This window comes from Variovorax sp. ISS6, assembly GCF_056523145.1.
In genome coordinates this window covers 1987387-2002690 of sequence record NZ_JAWRZC010000002.1, presented here as the reverse complement: position 1 = coordinate 2002690, position 15304 = coordinate 1987387, and the positions used below count along the sequence as shown (strand labels likewise).

The following is a 15304-nucleotide window of genomic DNA, read 5'->3' as shown; positions in this document are numbered from 1 at the left end:
CGCATGAACTTCGAACTCAATGAAGAGCAGCAGGCGCTGCAGGCCAGCCTCTCGCGCCTGCTCGGCGATGTCTACGGCTTCGAGCAGCGCCGCGCGATCGCCGCCACGCCCGCGGGCTGGAGCGAAGCGGTGTGGCGGCAACTGGCCGATCTGGGACTGACCGCCCTGCCCTTGCCGCAGGCCCACGGCGGTTTCGGCGGCGGCGCGGTCGACCTGCTGCCGGTGATGCAGGAGCTCGGCCGCGCGCTGTCGCTCGAGCCCTTCCTCGCCTCGGTCGTGCTCGGTGCCACCGCGCTGCGGCTCGCGGGCGACGACGGCATGCAGGCGCGGTTGCTGCCCGGCGTGGCCAGCGGTGAAGTCCGCCTGGCCTGGGCCCACGACGAAGCGGCCGGGCACCAGGCGCCGCTGTGGATCGAGACCGTCGCGCGCCGCGATGGCGAGCGCTGGCGGCTCGACGGCGTGAAATGCAACGTGCTGCATGCCACGGCCGCTCACCATGTCGTGATCAGCGCACGCGTCGCAGGCGTGCCCGACGATGCACAGGGCCTCGCCCTGTTCCTGGTCGATGCCCAGGACCCGGGCGTGCAGTGCCGCGCCCATCGCCTGGTCGACGACACGCCGGCCGGCGAGCTGCGCTTCGAATCCGCCACCGCGCTGCCGCTGCACGATCCGCACGATGCCGCCACCGCGCTGCGCGCGCTCGAGGGAACGCTGGCCGCCGGCACCGCCGCGGTCTGCGCCGATGCCGTCGGCCTCATGGAGTCGGCCTACCGGCTGGCCGTCGACTACCTGAAGACGCGCCGCCAGTTCGGCCGACTGATCGGCGAGAACCAGGCGCTGCGCCACCGCGCCGCGGAAATGCTCGTGAGCCTCGAGATGTGCCGCAGCATGGCGCTGGTGGCGGCGGTCGCCGCCGACGACCTCGACGCACCCGGCGCGCGCGCCGACCTCGCGCGCGCCAAGCTCATGATCGGCCGCCACGGCCGCGGCCTGTGCCACGCGGCGATCCAGCTGCATGGCGGCATCGGCATGACGGAGGAATACGCGGTGGGCCACTGCCTGCGCCGCCTCGCGCTGCTCGACCAGCTCTTCGGCGATGTCGACGCGCAGTCGGCGCGGCTGGCGGCGATGGCATGAGCGAACCCGCCTTCGAGACCCTGCGCTGGGACCTGTCGGGCCCGGTGCTCACGCTGACGCTGCACCGCCCCGAGCGCATGAACGCGATGACCCGCGCCATGCGCCGCGAGCTGTGCCGCGCGCTCGACCTCGCGGATGCGCAAGACGCGGTGCGCGCCATCGTGATCACCGGCGCGGGCCGTGCCTTCTGCGCCGGCTTCGACCTGTCGGAAGGCGCGCGGGCCTTCGATCCGGCCGCGGCCGCGCGTGACGCCGAATCCGGCGAGGAGCCGGGCCGCGATGGCGGCGGCGTGCTCGCGCTGCGCCTGTTCGCGAGCACCAAGCCGCTGATCGCCGCCGTGAACGGCGCGGCCGTCGGCATCGGCGCGTCGATGCTGCTGCCGATGGACATCCGCATCGCCTCGCGCGACGCGCGCTTCGGCTTCGTCTTCGCGCGCCGCGGCATCGTGCCCGATGCCTGCGCGAGCTGGTTCCTGCCGCGCGTGGCCGGCATCTCGAAGGCGCTGGAATGGAGCATGGGCGGCCAGGTCTTCGATGCCGAGGAGGCCCGCGCGGGCGGCCTCGTGAGCGAGCTGTGCGAACCCGGCGAGCTGCTGGCGCGCGCGCAGTCGCTGGCCGCGGAGATCGCCACGCATGCGGCACCGGTGTCGGTGGCGCTCACGCGGCAACTGATGTGGCGCATGCTCGGCGCGGCGCATCCGATGGAGGCCCATCGCCTCGAAAGCGCCGCGCTGCGCGCGCGCGGCGCTTCGGCCGACGCGGCCGAGGGCGTGGCCTCGTTCCGCGAGAAGCGGCCCGCGCGCTTTCCCGATGCCGTCAGCACCGGCATGCCCGCGCCCTACCCCTGGTGGACGGAGCCGCCGTTCGCCCCCACCGGAGACACGACGACATGAGCCAGGTGATCCTCGACGGGCGCGCGATGGAGCGCGACCTGCTGACCCAGCGCGCCCTGCAGGCCGCGCGCGGCCTCGATGCGCTCGGCGTGCGCGAGGGCGACGCGGTGGCACTGCTGCTGCGCAACGACTTCGCCTTCCTCGAGGCGCAGCAGGCCGCGGCCGCGCTCGGCGCCTACGCCGTGCCGATCAACTGGCACGGCAAGCCCGAGGAGGTGCTCTACATCGTCGAGGACGTGCGTCCGCGCGTGATCGTGGGCCATGCCGACCTGCTCGCGCCGGTGCGCGAGCGCTTCCCCGTGGACACCGCCGTCGTCACGGTGCCGACGCCGCCCGAGGCGGTGCGCGCCTTCGCGCTGACCGACGAGGCCGCCGCGGTGCCGGGCGGTGCGCTCGAATGGAACACCTGGCTCGCGGCCTTCGCGCCCTGGGACGGCCCGCCGATGCGCAGCCGCGCCACCATGATCTACACCTCGGGCACCACCGGCCGCGCCAAGGGCGTGCGGCGCGAGGCCGCCACGCCCGAGCAGGCGCGCGCCTATGTCGAACTGCTGCGCAGCGTGTACGGCCTGCAGCCCGGCGTGCGCGCGCTGATCGCGGGGCCGCTGTACCACTCCTCGCCCAATGCCTTTGCGCGCCAGGCGCTGCCCGCCTGCGAGGTGCTGGCGATGCAGACCAAGTTCGATCCCGAGGCCGTGCTCGCCGCGATCGAGCGCCACCGCATCAGCCACATGGTGGCGGTGCCCACGATGTTCGTGCGCATGCTCAAGCTGCCCGAGGCGGTGCGCCGCCGCTACGACCTGGGCTCGCTGCGCTGGGTCACCCATACCGGCGCGCCCTGCGCGCCCGAGACCAAGCGCGCGCTCATGGACTGGTGGGGACCGGTGGTGTACGAGACCTATGGCGGCACCGAGGTCGGCACCGCCACGCTGAGCACGCCGCAGGACTGGCTGGAATTTCCCGGCAGCGTGGGCCGGCTGACGCCCGGCGCGCGCATGGTGCTCTACGGCGAGGACGGACGCCCGGTCGCGCCGGGAGAGGTCGGCGAGATCTTCGTGCGCGTGCCGGCCTATGCCGACTTCACGTACCACAACCATCCCGAGAAGCGCCGCGAGGTCGAGCGCGACGGGCTGATCAGCTGCGGCGACGTGGGCTACGTCAAGGACGACCACCTGTACCTGTGCGACCGCCGCGCCGACATGGTGATCTCGGCCGGCGTGAACATCTATCCGGCCGAGATCGAGGCCGTGCTGCTGCAATGCCCCGCGGTGCGCGACTGCGCGGTGTTCGGCATTCCGGACGACGAGATGGGCGAGTCGCTGGCCGCGGCCATCGAGTGCATGCCCGGCGCCGCGCCCGACGCGGAAGCGATCCGCGCCTTCCTCGCCGAGCGGCTCGCCCGGTACAAGGTACCGCGCCGCATCGACTTCCACGCGTCGCTGCCGCGCGAGGACAGCGGCAAGATCTTCAAGCGCCGCCTGCGCGACCCGTTCTGGCAAGGCGCGGGCCGCAGGATCTGAAATGGCGCCCGCCACGGAAGCGATGGCGCAACGGCTCGCCGCCGCGCTGAGCCGCCATGCGGGACTGCACGGCCGCGTCGAGGCGCTGCGCCGCCTCACGGGCGGCGCGACCAAGACCACCTGGTCCTTCGAGCTCGCGACCGCCGACGGCCCTGTCGCGCTGATCCTGCAGCAGGCACCAGCCGCCACACCCGAAAGAAAGGAATCGTCGGCACCGAAGCTCGATGCCGCCGACGATGCGCGGCTGATGATCGCCGCGCGCGGCCACGGCGTGCCGGCGCCCAGGGTGCGCGCCATCCTCGACCTGCACGACGGCCTCGGCCGCGGCTACGTCACCGAGCATGTGGAAGGCGAGACGCTGGGCCGCAAGCTGGTCGCCGATCCCGCGCATGCCGGTGCGCGCGCCGCGATGGCGGAGCAGGCCGGACGGATCCTCGCGACCATCCATCGCATGCCCACCACCGGGCTGGATTTCCTGCAGCGGCTCTCGCCCGCGCAGGAGCTCGCGGTATATGCGGGCCTGCTCGACGCCACGGGGTTCCGTCATCCCGCGCTCGACTTCGCGCTGCAATGGGTGCGCCGCCATCTGCCCGCGGACGATACCGACGCGCTGGTGCATGCGGACTTCCGCACCGGCAACCTGATCGTCGGACCCGAAGGCATCCGCTGCGTGCTCGACTGGGAGATCGCGCGCCGCGGCGATCCGATGCAGGACCTCGGCGTGCTGTGCATGCGGACCTGGCGCTTCGGCGCCGCGCCCGAGGTCGGCGGCTTCGGTGCGCGCGAGTCGCTCTACGCAGCCTACGAGCGCGCGGGCGGCGCGCCGGTCGATCCCGCGCGCGTGCGCTTCTGGGAGGCCTTCTCCAACCTCAAGTGGGCCATCGGCTGCGTGCGCCGCGGTCTCGCCGCCCGCGACGACGGCACGCCCGCGAGCCTCGAGCTGTGCGCCGTGGGCCGGCGCATGGAAGAGCCGCTGTGGGACTTCTTCCAGCTTGTCGAGCACTGAACAAAGGAACCGCGGCCATGTCCGACAGCGTCCCGCCCGCCCCCACCCTGCTCGCGGCGACCGCGCGCTATCTCGAGGACGAGCTGATGCCCTCGCTCGAGGGCTACCACCGCTTCCAGACCCGCATCGCGATCAACGTGCTGCGCATCGTCGAGCGCGAACTGCGGCTCGGCGCCGCGCACGACGCGGCGGCGCGCGAGCGTCTGCTCGCGCTGCTGCAGGACGCCCCCACGCCCACCTCCCCGTCCCTCGCGCTGGCCGATGCACTGCGCGAGGGCCGGCTCGACCCCGACGCGCCCGGCATCGCGGCGCACCTGCGCGCCGCGCTGGCCGAGGCGCTGGCCATCAACAACCCCCGCTGGATCACCAAGGAAACCCCGCCATGAACTTCACCGAAGAACAGATCGCCTTTCGCGACAGCGTGCGCCGCATGGTCGAGCGCCATGTCGCGCCCATCGCCGCCGAGATCGACGAGAACGACCGCTTTCCCGAGGAGCTGATCCCGGTCTACGGCGACATGGGACTGCTGCAGCTGTGGGTGCCCGAGGCCTACGGCGGCCCCGGCGCCAACCTCACGATGGTGTGCATCGCGCGCGAGGAGATCTCGCGCGTGTCGGAGTCGTGCGCGCTGATGGCCGGCATGAACACCATGTTCGCGTTGCCGCTGATGCACTTCGGCACCGAGGAACAGAAGCGGCGCTTCCTGCCGCTCCTGGCCGAGGGCCGCACGGTGACGGCGATCGCGCTGTCGGAACCCGACTGCGGCAGCGACGTGGGCGGCATGCGCACGCGCGCGGTGGCCGACGGCGACAGCTACCTGCTCAACGGCCAGAAGCAGTGGTGCACCTTCGGCAGCCGCGCCGACTACATCCTGGTCTTCGCCAAGACCGGCGAAGGCGGCGGCGCCGACGACATCAGCCCCTTCATCGTCGACGCGAAGAACAGCAAGGGCCTGAGCTTCGGGCGCAACGAGCGCAAGATGGGCATGAAGGGCACGATCAACGTGCCGATCTACCTCGACAACGTGCGCGTGCCGGCCGAGAACCGCCTCGGCGAGGAAGGCAAGGGCTTCCGCTCGGCGATGCGCGCGCTCGACCTCAACCGCCCCGCCATCGCCGCGGCCTCGGTCGGGCTGGCGCAGGGCGCGCTCGACGCGGCGCTGGCCTACGCCAAGCAGCGGCGCCAGTTCAAGCGCGCCATCATCGAGTTCCAGGGCATCCAGTTCATGCTGGCCGACATGGCGATGCAGATCGAGGCCGCGCGCTGCCTGGTCTACGAGACCGCGCGCCTGGCCGACACCGGCGACTGGGCCGCGCTGCCCAAGTTCGCGAGCATGGCCAAGTGCTTCGCGAGCGACGTCGCGATGAAGGTCACGACCGACGCGGTGCAGGTCTTCGGCGGCTACGGCTACGTGAAGGACTACCCGGTCGAGAAAATGATGCGCGACGCCAAGCTCAACCAGATCTTCGAGGGCACCAACCAGATCCAGCGCGTGGTGATCGCGCGCGAACTCATGCGGTGAAGCCGGGTGCGGGCGTCGCGCCCGCCCCGGCCTCGCCTCAGGCCAGCAACTGCCGCGCGATCATGTTGCGGTGGATCTCCGAGGCGCCCTCGTAGATGCGCAGCACGCGCAGGTCGCGGTACACGCGCTCGACGATGGTGCCGCGGCAGTAGCCCGAACCGCCGAAGATCTGCAGCGCCTTGTCGGCGATGCGGCAGGCCGCCTCGGTGCAGATCACCTTCACCATCGAGGCCTTCATGCGCGCGTCCTCGCCGCGCGTGGCGCGCCACACGGCCTCGAACAGCACCATGCGCGCGGCATGCAGGTCCATCGCCATGTCGGCGATCATGTGCTGGATCGCCTGATGCTCGGCCAGCGCCTGCCCGAAGGTGACGCGCGTGCGGGCGTGCTCGATGGTCTCGTCGAGCGCGATCTGCGCCGGGCCGAGTGCCTGGCAGCCCACGTTGAGACGGCCCTCGTTGAGCCCCGACATCGCGTACGAGAGGCCGCGGCCCTCCTCGCCCAGCAGGTTCTCCACCGGGATGCGGCAATCGGTGAAGGTGATCTCGCAAAGGCTGTCGTCCATCCAGCCCATGGTCGGCATGGTGCGCGCCACCTCGAAGCCCGGCGTGGTGGTGTCGAGCAGGAAGGCCGAAATGCCGTGCTTGCCGGCCGCGCGGTCGGTCGAGGCCAGCACGGTGATCGAGTGCGCGTGGTTGGCGTTCGAGATGAAGGTCTTCGTGCCATTGAGCACGTAGTGGTCGCCCTCGCGTTTGGCGGAGGTCAGCATCCGCGCCGCGTCGGAGCCCGCGTGCGGCTCGGTGATCGCGATGCAGTTGCGCGAGCGGCCCGAGGCGATCTCGGGCAGCCACTTCTTCCTGAGGGCCTCGCTGCCGTGGTCCACGATGATGTGCACGCCGGGCCCGATGGCCGAGCGCACGAAGGGCCAGAACTGCGGCGGCAGCCGCGCGAGCTCCAGTTGCACCGCCACGCTCGTGAGGTGGTCCACCGGCATGCCGCCGTAGGCCTCGGGGATCGCCATGCCGTAGAAGCCCATCTCGCGCAGGGTGCTCTCGACCTGCTCGGGCACTTCCCCGGTCTCGTGGTAGCGCGGTTCGAGCTTGAGCAGCGCGTCGACGGCGTCTCGCGTGGCGACGCGCATCTCCTCGGCGTCGGCGGGCAGGTTGAAGTCCATCATGTCTCCTTTGGTAGAACCATTGATTCTACGCAAGCGAATTCGATCCTGCACGTTCCGTCGGCGACATCGGGGACATCGTGAGGATCGCCTTGCCGCAGGTGCGCCGCTGCGCCAGGGCGGCCAGCGCCTCGGGCAGCCGCGCGAAGTCGAAGGCCGTGGCCTCGAGCGGACGCAGCCGCCCTTCGCGCCACCAGTCGCGGATCTCCTGCGCCAGCCGGCTCGCCAGGGCCGGCTCGCGCTTGCGCACCTCACCCCACAGCACGCCGATGGCCGAGGCATTGGCGAGCAGCAGGCGATTGGCCGGCAGTTGCGTGAGCGTGCCGCCCGCGAAGCCGACCACCAGCAGGCGCGCGCCGAAGCCGAGGCAGCGCGCGCTTTGCACGCCGACCTCGCCGCCCACCGGATCGAAGACGAGGTCCACGCCGCGCGGCGCGAGCGCGCGCACTGCATCGACCCAGCCGGCATCGCCGTAGTCGACCACCGCATCCGCGCCCAGCGCGCGGCAGAGCTCGCGCTTGGAGTCGCTGCCCGCCGTGGCGATCACGCGCGCGCCCATGGCCTTGCCCAACTGCACGGCCGCGCTGCCCACGCCGCCCGCGCCCGCGTGCACCAGCAGGGTTTCGTCGGCGGCCAGCCGGCCCGCATGGCGCAGCGCATACAGCGCGGTCGGATAGTTGCCGCGCAATGCGAGCGCCACGCCGGGCGGCACGTCGGACTCGAGCACCACCGCCTCCGCGCGCGGCACCAGCGCGTATTCCGCGAAGCCGCCGAAGCGTCCCGATGGCGTCGCGGCCGCCACGCGCAGTCCCGCCTCGGGCTCGCCGACCACGGTGCCCACCACCTCCATGCCGGGCGTGAACGGCAGCGCGGGCCGCACCTGGTAGCGGCCCTCGACCAGCAGGGTGTCGAGGAAGTTGAGGCCCGCCGCCTCGACCTTCACGAGGTACTCGTCGGCGGCCGGCTCGGGCAGGGGCACGTCGGCGAGGCGCAGGCCGGCCGGATCGCCGATCGCCTCGACGCGCCAGGCCTTCATCGCAGCTCGGCGCGGCCGTGCGTCAGCACCAGCACGTCGCGCTCGAGCACGCGCGCGCGAAACGCCACCTCGTTGCCGTTGCGCCAGCTCTCGAGGCGGATCGTCTCGCCCGGATAGACCGGCGCCGACAGGCGCGCGCGCATCGCCACCAGCCGCGCCGGATCGAGGCCGGCATGCGCCTCGAGCAGGCCCCGGCCCGCGATGCCCCAGGTCGCGAGGCCGTGCAGGATCGGTTTCGCGAAGCCCACCCTGGCCGCGAAGGCCGGCTCGGCATGCAGCGGGTTGAGGTCGCCCGAGAGCCGGTAGAGCAGCGCCTGGTCGGGCCGCGTGGGCAGGTCCAGCACATGCTCGGGCGCGCCCTCGGGCGTGGCCGGCGCCGGCGCGGCGGCTTCGTCGCTGCGCCCGCCGGCCTGGGAGAAGCCGCCGTCGCCGCGCAGGAAGTACACGCTTTCGACGGTGGCGAGCGCCCGGCCCTCGGCATCGGCCAGTTCCTTCTCCACATGCAGCACCGCGCCCTTGCCCTCGCCCTTGTCGACCACGCGCGTGACGCGCGTGCGCCCGAGCACCGTGCCCGACGGCGGCAGCGGCGCATGGAGGCGCAGCGCCTGTTCGCCGTGCACCAGCTTCATGAAGTCGATGCCGATCTCCCGCCGCTCGCGCATCCAGAAACCCGGCGAAGCCAGCACTGCCGCCATGGTCGGCAGCGCCGCGAGCTCCTTCTCGTAGACGAAGCGCAGTTGCCGCTCATCGAGCGGATCGGCGCCCAGGCCGAGGCCTAGCGCATAGAGCATGGTGTCCCTCGGTGCGTAGTCGTGGCGCACCTCGCCGGATTGCCAGTCGCGGGCCTTCTGATAGTCGAGCATCGTCGCTTGCCTTGTCGTGTCGTAAATCTGTCGAGGTCGCCGCGCTTCACGCGGCGGCGGGCGGCCAGCGGAACTGCGCGGGCTCGCGTGCCGCGAAGCGCCGCACCGCCTCCTTCGCGTAGTCGCTGTTCGAAGCCAGCGCCTGGCCGGACGACTCGATCTCGAGCAGCGTCTGGAGGTCGCTCCCGAGCGAGGCCTGCAGGGCGCGCTTGGCGATGCTCATCGCCACCGGCGAGGCGCCCGCGAAGCTGCGCGCAATCGCCTGCGCGCGCGCCGCCAGCGCCTCGGCGGGCAGGACCTCCATCGCCAGGCCCAGGCGCAGCGCCTCGGCGGCGTCGATCTCGCGCGCCGAGAAGATCAGCTCCTTCGCACGCTGCAGCCCCACCACGCGCGGCAGCGTATAGAAGGCACCCATGTCGGGCACCAGGCCGATGCGCTGGAACACCATGCACAGGCGCGCGCGTTCCGAGAGCAGCACGATGTCGCACATCAGCGCCAGGCTGAAACCCGCGCCGTAGGCCACGCCGTCGACCGCGGCGATCACGGGGCGGTCCAGCGCCATGAGTTCGGTGCAGATGCGCGTGTAGCGCGCCATGCCGGCGCGCCGCTGCTCGGGCGTTCGCGGTCCGCCCTGCCCCATGGCCTTGACGTCGCCGCCCGCGCAGAACGCGCCGCCGGCGCCGGCGAGCACCAGCACCCGCACCGACTCGTCGGCGCGGATCGCGGCGAGGCATTCGCCGAGCTCATCGGCCATCGTCGGATCGAGTGCGTTCTTCGCCTCGGGGCGATTGAGCGTGAGCGTCGCCACGCCATCGTCGAGCCGGTAGTCGAGGGTCTTCATCGCGCTGCCTCCTCACGCACCGAGATCGGCACGCCGTCCACCATCAGGTCGCAGTACTCCGACATGCTCAGCGCCGTACGCCCTTCGCAGCGGTACTCGGTGATGCCCTCGGTGATGCGCGTGTAGTCGCCGGCGCCGCCGGCCACGCGGCGATGCCGCAGCGGTACCAGCGCGCCGACCTTGCCGGTCAGCGTGTAGCTGCGTTCGGCCGTGCGGACCTGCGCGGTGAAGGCGCGCGGATAGTGCTGCGCGTCGTAGTCGGTCTCGATGCGCCCGTCGACCACCGGTTCGTAGCGGCCGTCGCGCAGCACGTTGCCGCTCACGTGGTTCGGCTGCCCCTTGCGGCCCTTGATCGACAGCAGCACGCCGAAGTCGTCGCCGAAGGTCACGGGCAACCACTTGTACCAATAGAAGCTGTGCCAGTGGCGCGGGCCCCAGGACTTGTCGCGGTAGCCGTGCCCGGCGATGTCGAAGCGCAGGCCGTCCACCGCGATGTGGCCGGTCACCGCCATGTTCTGCTCGATGTGGCCGCGGTACACCGCATGCTCGGGGTCCAGCACGATCGGGCTGCCGTCGAGCGCGACGATCTCGCCGCCGTGCATCGGCGAGACGCCGCGGAAGTCGAGCGCGATCGAGGCGGGCCGCTTCGGATAGCGCTTGAAGGCGCTGCTCGGGTCGGCCATCGCATGCGGGTCGTCCATCAGCAGCAGTTCGCCCTCGTAGCGCACGCGCAGGTGCCTGAAGGGCTCGACCACCTCGAAGCGCATGCCGCCCGCGTCCAGTGCCTCGTTGTGCTCGATCTTCGGGCGCTGGTGCATGAAGCCCACGCGCCCGTCGGGCAGGTAGACGCAGCAGCTGAGCTCCGCATGCCCCTCGTGCGACCGGTTGCCCAGGCGCATCCAGGCACCGATGCCGCGCGCGCTGTCGAAAGCGTTGAAGTAGGCGCTCTCGTTGTAGTTGGACACGGCCTCGGGCACGTGGTTGTACTCGTCCCGCGGATCGAGCCGCAGCTTGCTGTGGGGCGGCATGTACATGGTTCGCCCCGTGCTCAGAGGCTGATGTGGAAGCCGCCGTTGACCCCCAGGTGCTGGCCGGTGATGTAGGAGGCCGCGTCCGACATCAGGAAGCACACCGTCTTCACCACCTCCTCGGGCGTGGACCAGCGGCCCAGCGGGATCTGCGCGAGCATGCCGTCGCGGAATTTCTCGCCGCGCACCACCTCGGTCATCGGGGTCTCGACCACGCCGAAGCAGATCGAGTTGGTGCGGATGTTGTAGCGGCCCCATTCGCGCGCCGCCGTCATCGTGACGCCCAGCATGCCGGCCTTGGCGGCCGCGTAGTTCACCTGGCCGATCGAGCCCTTGCGGCCGGCGTCGGAGGAGATGTTGACGATGGCGCCGCCGCTGCTGTCGCCCGCCTTCGCGCGCGCCACCATGTGGCGGCCCACGGCCTGCAGCCAGTAGAAGGTGCCGGTGAGGTGCACGTCGATCACCTCCTGCCACTGCTGCGGCGTCATCTTCTCGATCATGGCCGGGCGCGTGATGCCGGCGTTGTTCACCAGGCCGTGCACGTCGCCGAAGCGCTCCACGGCCTCGGCGACGGCGCGCGCGGCGAGCTCCGCGTCGGTCACGCTGCCGACCACCTGCTGCACGCGGTTCGCGGGCAGCGCGGACATCGCCGTGCCCAGCGTGTCGGGGTTGAGGTCGAGCGCGACGACGTTGCCGCCGAGCTCCACGGCGAGCGTCGCGATCGCCTTGCCGATGCCCTGTCCGGCGCCGGTCACGACGATGGTGCGGCCTTCGAGATTGACGAGGTTCTGCATAGGTCTCCGTTGGATGATGGATGGGGATTGAACTGGGTGTACGAGGCGGTGCGCTTCGCTCAGGCGGACGCCATCGAGGCCTTCGCGCGCTCGGCGTCCTGCAGCTGGCGCCAGGCGATCTTTCCGGTCGGCGACTTGGGCAGTTCGCGCACGAACTCGACCAGCCGCGGGTACTTGTAGGCGGCCATCTTCTGCTTCGCCCATTCGATGACGTCGGCCTCGCGCACCTGGCCCGCATGCGCCTCGCGCAGCACCACCACGGCCTTCACGGTCTCGCCGCGATAGGGATCGTGCGCCGCGATCACGCAGGCCTCGGCGATGGCCGGATGCTCGTGCAGCATCGCCTCGACCTCGGCCGGCCAGACCTTGTAGCCCGAGGCATTGACCATGCGCTTGAGCCGGTCGACGATGAAGAAGTAGCCGTCCTCGTCGCGCCGCCCGAGGTCGCCGCTGCGCACGAAGCGCCGCCCATCGATCTCCAGCAGCGCCGCGCGCGTGGCCTGCTCGTTGCGCCAGTAGCCCGCGAACACCTGCGGCCCCGACATCACGATCTCGCCCACCTCGCCGGGCGGCAGCTCGCGCAGGGTCTCGGGATCGACGATGCGCAGGTCGGTGCCGAACAGCGGCATGCCCAGGCACTGGCGCTTGAACGCATGCGCGGGGTTGCCCGAGACATGCGCCGTTTCCGACAGCCCGTAGCCCTCGAGGAAATCGAGCCCGGTCAGTTGCTTCAGGCGCTCGCACACGGCCTCGGGCATGCCCGCGCCGCCGCCGCCGATGCGGCGCACCGAGCTCAGGTCGTACTCGGCCAGCCGCGGACTCGCGAGGAAGTCGATCACCATGGTCGGCATCGCCGTCCAGTGGCTGACCCGGTGGCGCGCGATCAGCGCCGCGGCCTGGTCGCGGTCCCAGCGCTTCATCAGCACCAGCGTGCCGCCGCCGTAGATCGGCGCGTTCAGCAGGTTCTGCATGCCGGTGATGTGGAAGTACGGCAGCGCCACCAGTTGCACCGAGTGCGGGACCATGCCCATCCAGTGCGCGACCGCGACCGTGCTGGCATTGAGCGTGCGGTGCGTGTGCATGCAGCCCTTGGGCACGCCGGTGGAGCCCGAGCTGTAGAGGATCAGAGCGAGCGCGTCGGGCAGGTGCTCGAGCGGGGCCACGGGGGCGCCGGTGGCCGCCAGCACGCGGCGCAGGCCGATGGTGCGCGACGCGCCGGTTGCCGCGTCGCAGGCTTCGGCGGCTTCCAGCGGCTCCTCCACCGGCGCCGGGCTGCCGACGATCACCACGCGGCGCAGCCGGTGCGCGCCCGGCACGGCCAGCAGCTCCGCCACGTTGTCGGCACCGCAGAAGGCCACCACCGCCTCGCTGTCCTCGAGGTAGTGCGGCAGCTCGTCGCGCTTGTTCATCGGGTTGACGGGCACCACGACCGCGTTGATGCGCAGGATCGCGAAATAGGCCGCGATCCAGCCGCGGCCGTTGGGCAGGTACAGCAGCACCCGGTCGCCCAGGCGCACGGCCAGGTCATGCTGCAGGAAGGCCGCGATGCGCTCCACCTGCTCGACCAGCGCCGCGTAAGACAGGCTGCCGAAATCGTCGACCACCACCGCGCGCTGCGGGGAACGCATGGCCGACACCAGCAGGTTCGCGCACAGGTTGGTGGGCGGAACGTCGATGTCGCGCGGCAGGGTGCGCGGCCAGTGCTTCGAATCGTGCGGGGTCATGGCTGTCGTCCTTGGTCTTCGCCGGGCCGCGGCATCGCGCGAGAGACAGCGCCGCCGATTTGCCTGTTGATTTATTTTGGTTGAACCAATGATAATCAGCCTCGCGACACAGCGTCAAGGCGGGCGGCAACGATCCGGCCGGCGCGACGCACCTCGAGCCCGCAACGGGCGATCACACGGAGCCATTGGAATGAGCATCAAGCGGCAGGCCTGCATCGCGGGCGCTTTCGAACACCCCACGCGCAAGGCGCCCGACAAGACCGTGCCCCAGCTGCATGCGGAATGCGCGCGCGGCGCGCTGGCCGACGCCGGCCTGTCGCTGCAGGACGTCGACGGCTATTTCTGCGCGGGCGACGCGCCGGGCCTGGGCCCGCTGAGCATGGTCGACTACCTCGGCCTCAAGGTGCGCCACGTCGACAGCACCGACACCGGCGGCTCGGCCTACCTGGTGCAGGTCTCGCATGCCGCGCAGGCCATCGCCGCGGGCAAGTGCAACGTGGCGCTGATCACGCTCGCGGGACGCCCGCGCACCGAGGCCAGCGGCGTGGGCACCGGTCCGCGCAACGTGACCGCGGCCACGCCCGACGTGGCCTGGGAAATGCCCTATGCGCCGGTCACGGTCAACATGTATGCGCTGGCCGCGGCGCGCCACATGCACGAGTTCGGCACCACCAGCGAGCAGCTCGCCTGGATCAAGGTGGCCGCCGCCGCGCATGCGCAGCACAACCCGAACGCGATGCTGCGCGATCCCGTGACGGTGCAGGACGTGCTGGCCTCGCCGATGATCTCCGACCCGCTGCACAAGCTCGACTGCTGCGTCGTCAGCGACGGCGGCGGCGCGCTCTTGGTGGTGCGCCCCGAGATCGCGCGCTCGCTCGCGCGGCCCGTGGTCAGCGTGCTCGGCGCCGGCGAGACCGTGAAGGGCCAGGCCAACGGCCAGCTCGACCTCACCTGGTCGGGCGCCGCCGTCTCGGGCCCGATCGCGTTCGCCGAGGCCGGCGTGACGCCCGCCGACATCCAGTACGCGTCGATCTACGACAGCTTCACCATCACCGTGCTGATGCAGCTCGAGGACCTGGGCTTCTGCCGCAAGGGCGAAGGCGGCCGCTTCGTGGCCGACGGCAACCTGATCTCGGGCGTCGGCAAGCTGCCGTTCAACACCGACGGCGGCGGCCTGTGCAACAACCATCCCGCCAACCGCGGCGGCATCACCAAGGTCATCGAGGCGGTGCGCCAGTTGCGCGGCGAGGCGCATCCGAAGGTGCAGGTCCCCGGCTGCGGTCTCGCGCTCGCGCAGGGCACGGGCGGCCTGCTCGGCTCGCGCCACGGCAGCGCCACCCTGATCCTCGAAAGGAACTGAAGATGAGCACCCCCTACCAGGACCGCGCGCTCGGCGCGCCGATCGTCGACGCCGCCACCGAGGCCTACTGGAACGCCGCGCGCGAAGGCGTGTTGCGCATCAAGCGCTGCACCGCCTGCGCCAAGGTCCACTGGTATCCGCGCGCGCTGTGCCCCTACTGCCTGGGCGACACTGCATGGGAAGACGCCAGCGGCCTCGGCACGGTCTACAGCGTCAGCGTGACGCGACGCGCCGGCCCGATCCCCTATGCGATCGCCTACGTCACGCTCGACGAAGGGGTGACGATGCTCACCAACATCGTCGATGCCGATCTCGATGCGCTGTGCATCGGCGATCGGGTGAAGGTGTGTTTCAAGCCGGCGGAGGGTGGGTTCGCGGTGCCGATGTTCGCGCCGGCCTGAGGCAC

General features: G+C 71.4%; 15 protein-coding genes. 8 read left to right on the top strand and 7 right to left on the bottom strand.

Features of this window, described 5'->3' with window-relative positions; all coding sequences use genetic code 11:
- Positions 1-3: 3 nt before the first annotated feature.
- The 6 genes from AC1HIL_RS41010 to AC1HIL_RS40985 are packed head-to-tail and all read left to right on the top strand — an operon-like array spanning position 4 to position 6078.
- Positions 4-1137: an acyl-CoA dehydrogenase family protein gene (locus AC1HIL_RS41010; protein ID WP_479669276.1), complete on the top strand. Its 1134-nt coding sequence runs from the start codon at positions 4-6 to the stop codon at positions 1135-1137.
- The gene (locus AC1HIL_RS41005; RefSeq protein ID WP_479669277.1) at positions 1134-2030 is read left to right on the top strand and encodes an enoyl-CoA hydratase-related protein; all 897 of its coding nucleotides are present in this window, start codon (positions 1134-1136) and stop codon (positions 2028-2030) included. The genes AC1HIL_RS41010 and AC1HIL_RS41005 overlap by 4 nt, the downstream gene beginning before the upstream one ends.
- The gene (locus AC1HIL_RS41000; RefSeq protein ID WP_479669278.1) at positions 2027-3550 is read left to right on the top strand and encodes an acyl-CoA synthetase; all 1524 of its coding nucleotides are present in this window, start codon (positions 2027-2029) and stop codon (positions 3548-3550) included. Before AC1HIL_RS41005 ends, AC1HIL_RS41000 begins: the two co-directional genes overlap by 4 nt.
- A 1-nt stretch (position 3551) precedes the next feature.
- A complete protein-coding gene (locus AC1HIL_RS40995; protein ID WP_479669279.1) occupies positions 3552-4556 on the top strand; it encodes a phosphotransferase family protein in 1005 nt (334 codons plus the stop codon).
- Between the two features lie 17 nt (positions 4557-4573).
- Positions 4574-4942, top strand: coding sequence for a DUF6285 domain-containing protein (locus AC1HIL_RS40990; RefSeq protein WP_479669280.1), 369 nt, complete (start codon positions 4574-4576; stop codon positions 4940-4942).
- Positions 4939-6078 (top strand): acyl-CoA dehydrogenase family protein, encoded by a 1140-nt coding sequence (locus tag AC1HIL_RS40985; RefSeq protein ID WP_479669281.1) that lies wholly within the window; start codon positions 4939-4941, stop codon positions 6076-6078. The genes AC1HIL_RS40990 and AC1HIL_RS40985 overlap by 4 nt, the downstream gene beginning before the upstream one ends.
- 37 nt (positions 6079-6115) lie before the next feature.
- Here AC1HIL_RS40985 and AC1HIL_RS40980 read toward each other — a convergent pair whose 3' ends face one another.
- Genes AC1HIL_RS40980 through AC1HIL_RS40950 form a run of 7 tightly spaced genes read right to left on the bottom strand, consistent with a single transcriptional unit; the run spans position 6116 to position 13538 of the window.
- Entirely contained in the window at positions 6116-7252 is a 1137-nt protein-coding gene (locus tag AC1HIL_RS40980) for an acyl-CoA dehydrogenase family protein (RefSeq protein WP_057594645.1), read from the bottom strand.
- A 28-nt stretch (positions 7253-7280) separates the two neighbouring features.
- Positions 7281-8288, bottom strand: coding sequence for an NADPH:quinone oxidoreductase family protein (locus AC1HIL_RS40975; RefSeq protein ID WP_479669282.1), 1008 nt, complete (start codon positions 8286-8288; stop codon positions 7281-7283).
- Complete coding sequence (locus AC1HIL_RS40970; RefSeq protein ID WP_479669283.1) at positions 8285-9151, bottom strand: MaoC/PaaZ C-terminal domain-containing protein; 867 nt, start codon at positions 9149-9151, stop codon at positions 8285-8287. Before AC1HIL_RS40970 ends, AC1HIL_RS40975 begins: the two co-directional genes overlap by 4 nt.
- A 46-nt stretch (positions 9152-9197) precedes the next feature.
- Positions 9198-9992, bottom strand: coding sequence for an enoyl-CoA hydratase/isomerase family protein (locus AC1HIL_RS40965; protein WP_479669284.1), 795 nt, complete (start codon positions 9990-9992; stop codon positions 9198-9200).
- Positions 9989-11026 carry a DUF7064 domain-containing protein gene (locus AC1HIL_RS40960; protein ID WP_479669285.1) on the bottom strand — a complete coding sequence of 346 codons (1038 nt, stop codon included), beginning with the start codon at positions 11024-11026 and terminating at the stop codon, positions 9989-9991. The genes AC1HIL_RS40965 and AC1HIL_RS40960 overlap by 4 nt, the downstream gene beginning before the upstream one ends.
- 14 nt (positions 11027-11040) lie before the next feature.
- Complete coding sequence (locus AC1HIL_RS40955) at positions 11041-11814, bottom strand: SDR family NAD(P)-dependent oxidoreductase (protein WP_479669286.1); 774 nt, start codon at positions 11812-11814, stop codon at positions 11041-11043.
- Between the two features lie 59 nt (positions 11815-11873).
- A complete protein-coding gene (locus tag AC1HIL_RS40950; protein ID WP_261214233.1) occupies positions 11874-13538 on the bottom strand; it encodes a long-chain-fatty-acid--CoA ligase in 1665 nt (554 codons plus the stop codon).
- Positions 13539-13728: 190 nt separating this feature from the next.
- Here AC1HIL_RS40950 and AC1HIL_RS40945 point away from each other — a divergent pair, with 190 nt between their 5' ends.
- Together AC1HIL_RS40945 and AC1HIL_RS40940 are read left to right on the top strand one after the other, a co-directional pair.
- Positions 13729-14898: a thiolase domain-containing protein gene (locus AC1HIL_RS40945; protein WP_479669287.1), complete on the top strand. Its 1170-nt coding sequence runs from the start codon at positions 13729-13731 to the stop codon at positions 14896-14898.
- A gap of 2 nt (positions 14899-14900) precedes the next feature.
- Positions 14901-15299, top strand: a complete 399-nt coding sequence (locus AC1HIL_RS40940; protein WP_479669288.1) for a Zn-ribbon domain-containing OB-fold protein — start codon at positions 14901-14903, stop codon at positions 15297-15299.
- The last annotated feature ends 5 nt before the right edge of the window (positions 15300-15304 follow it).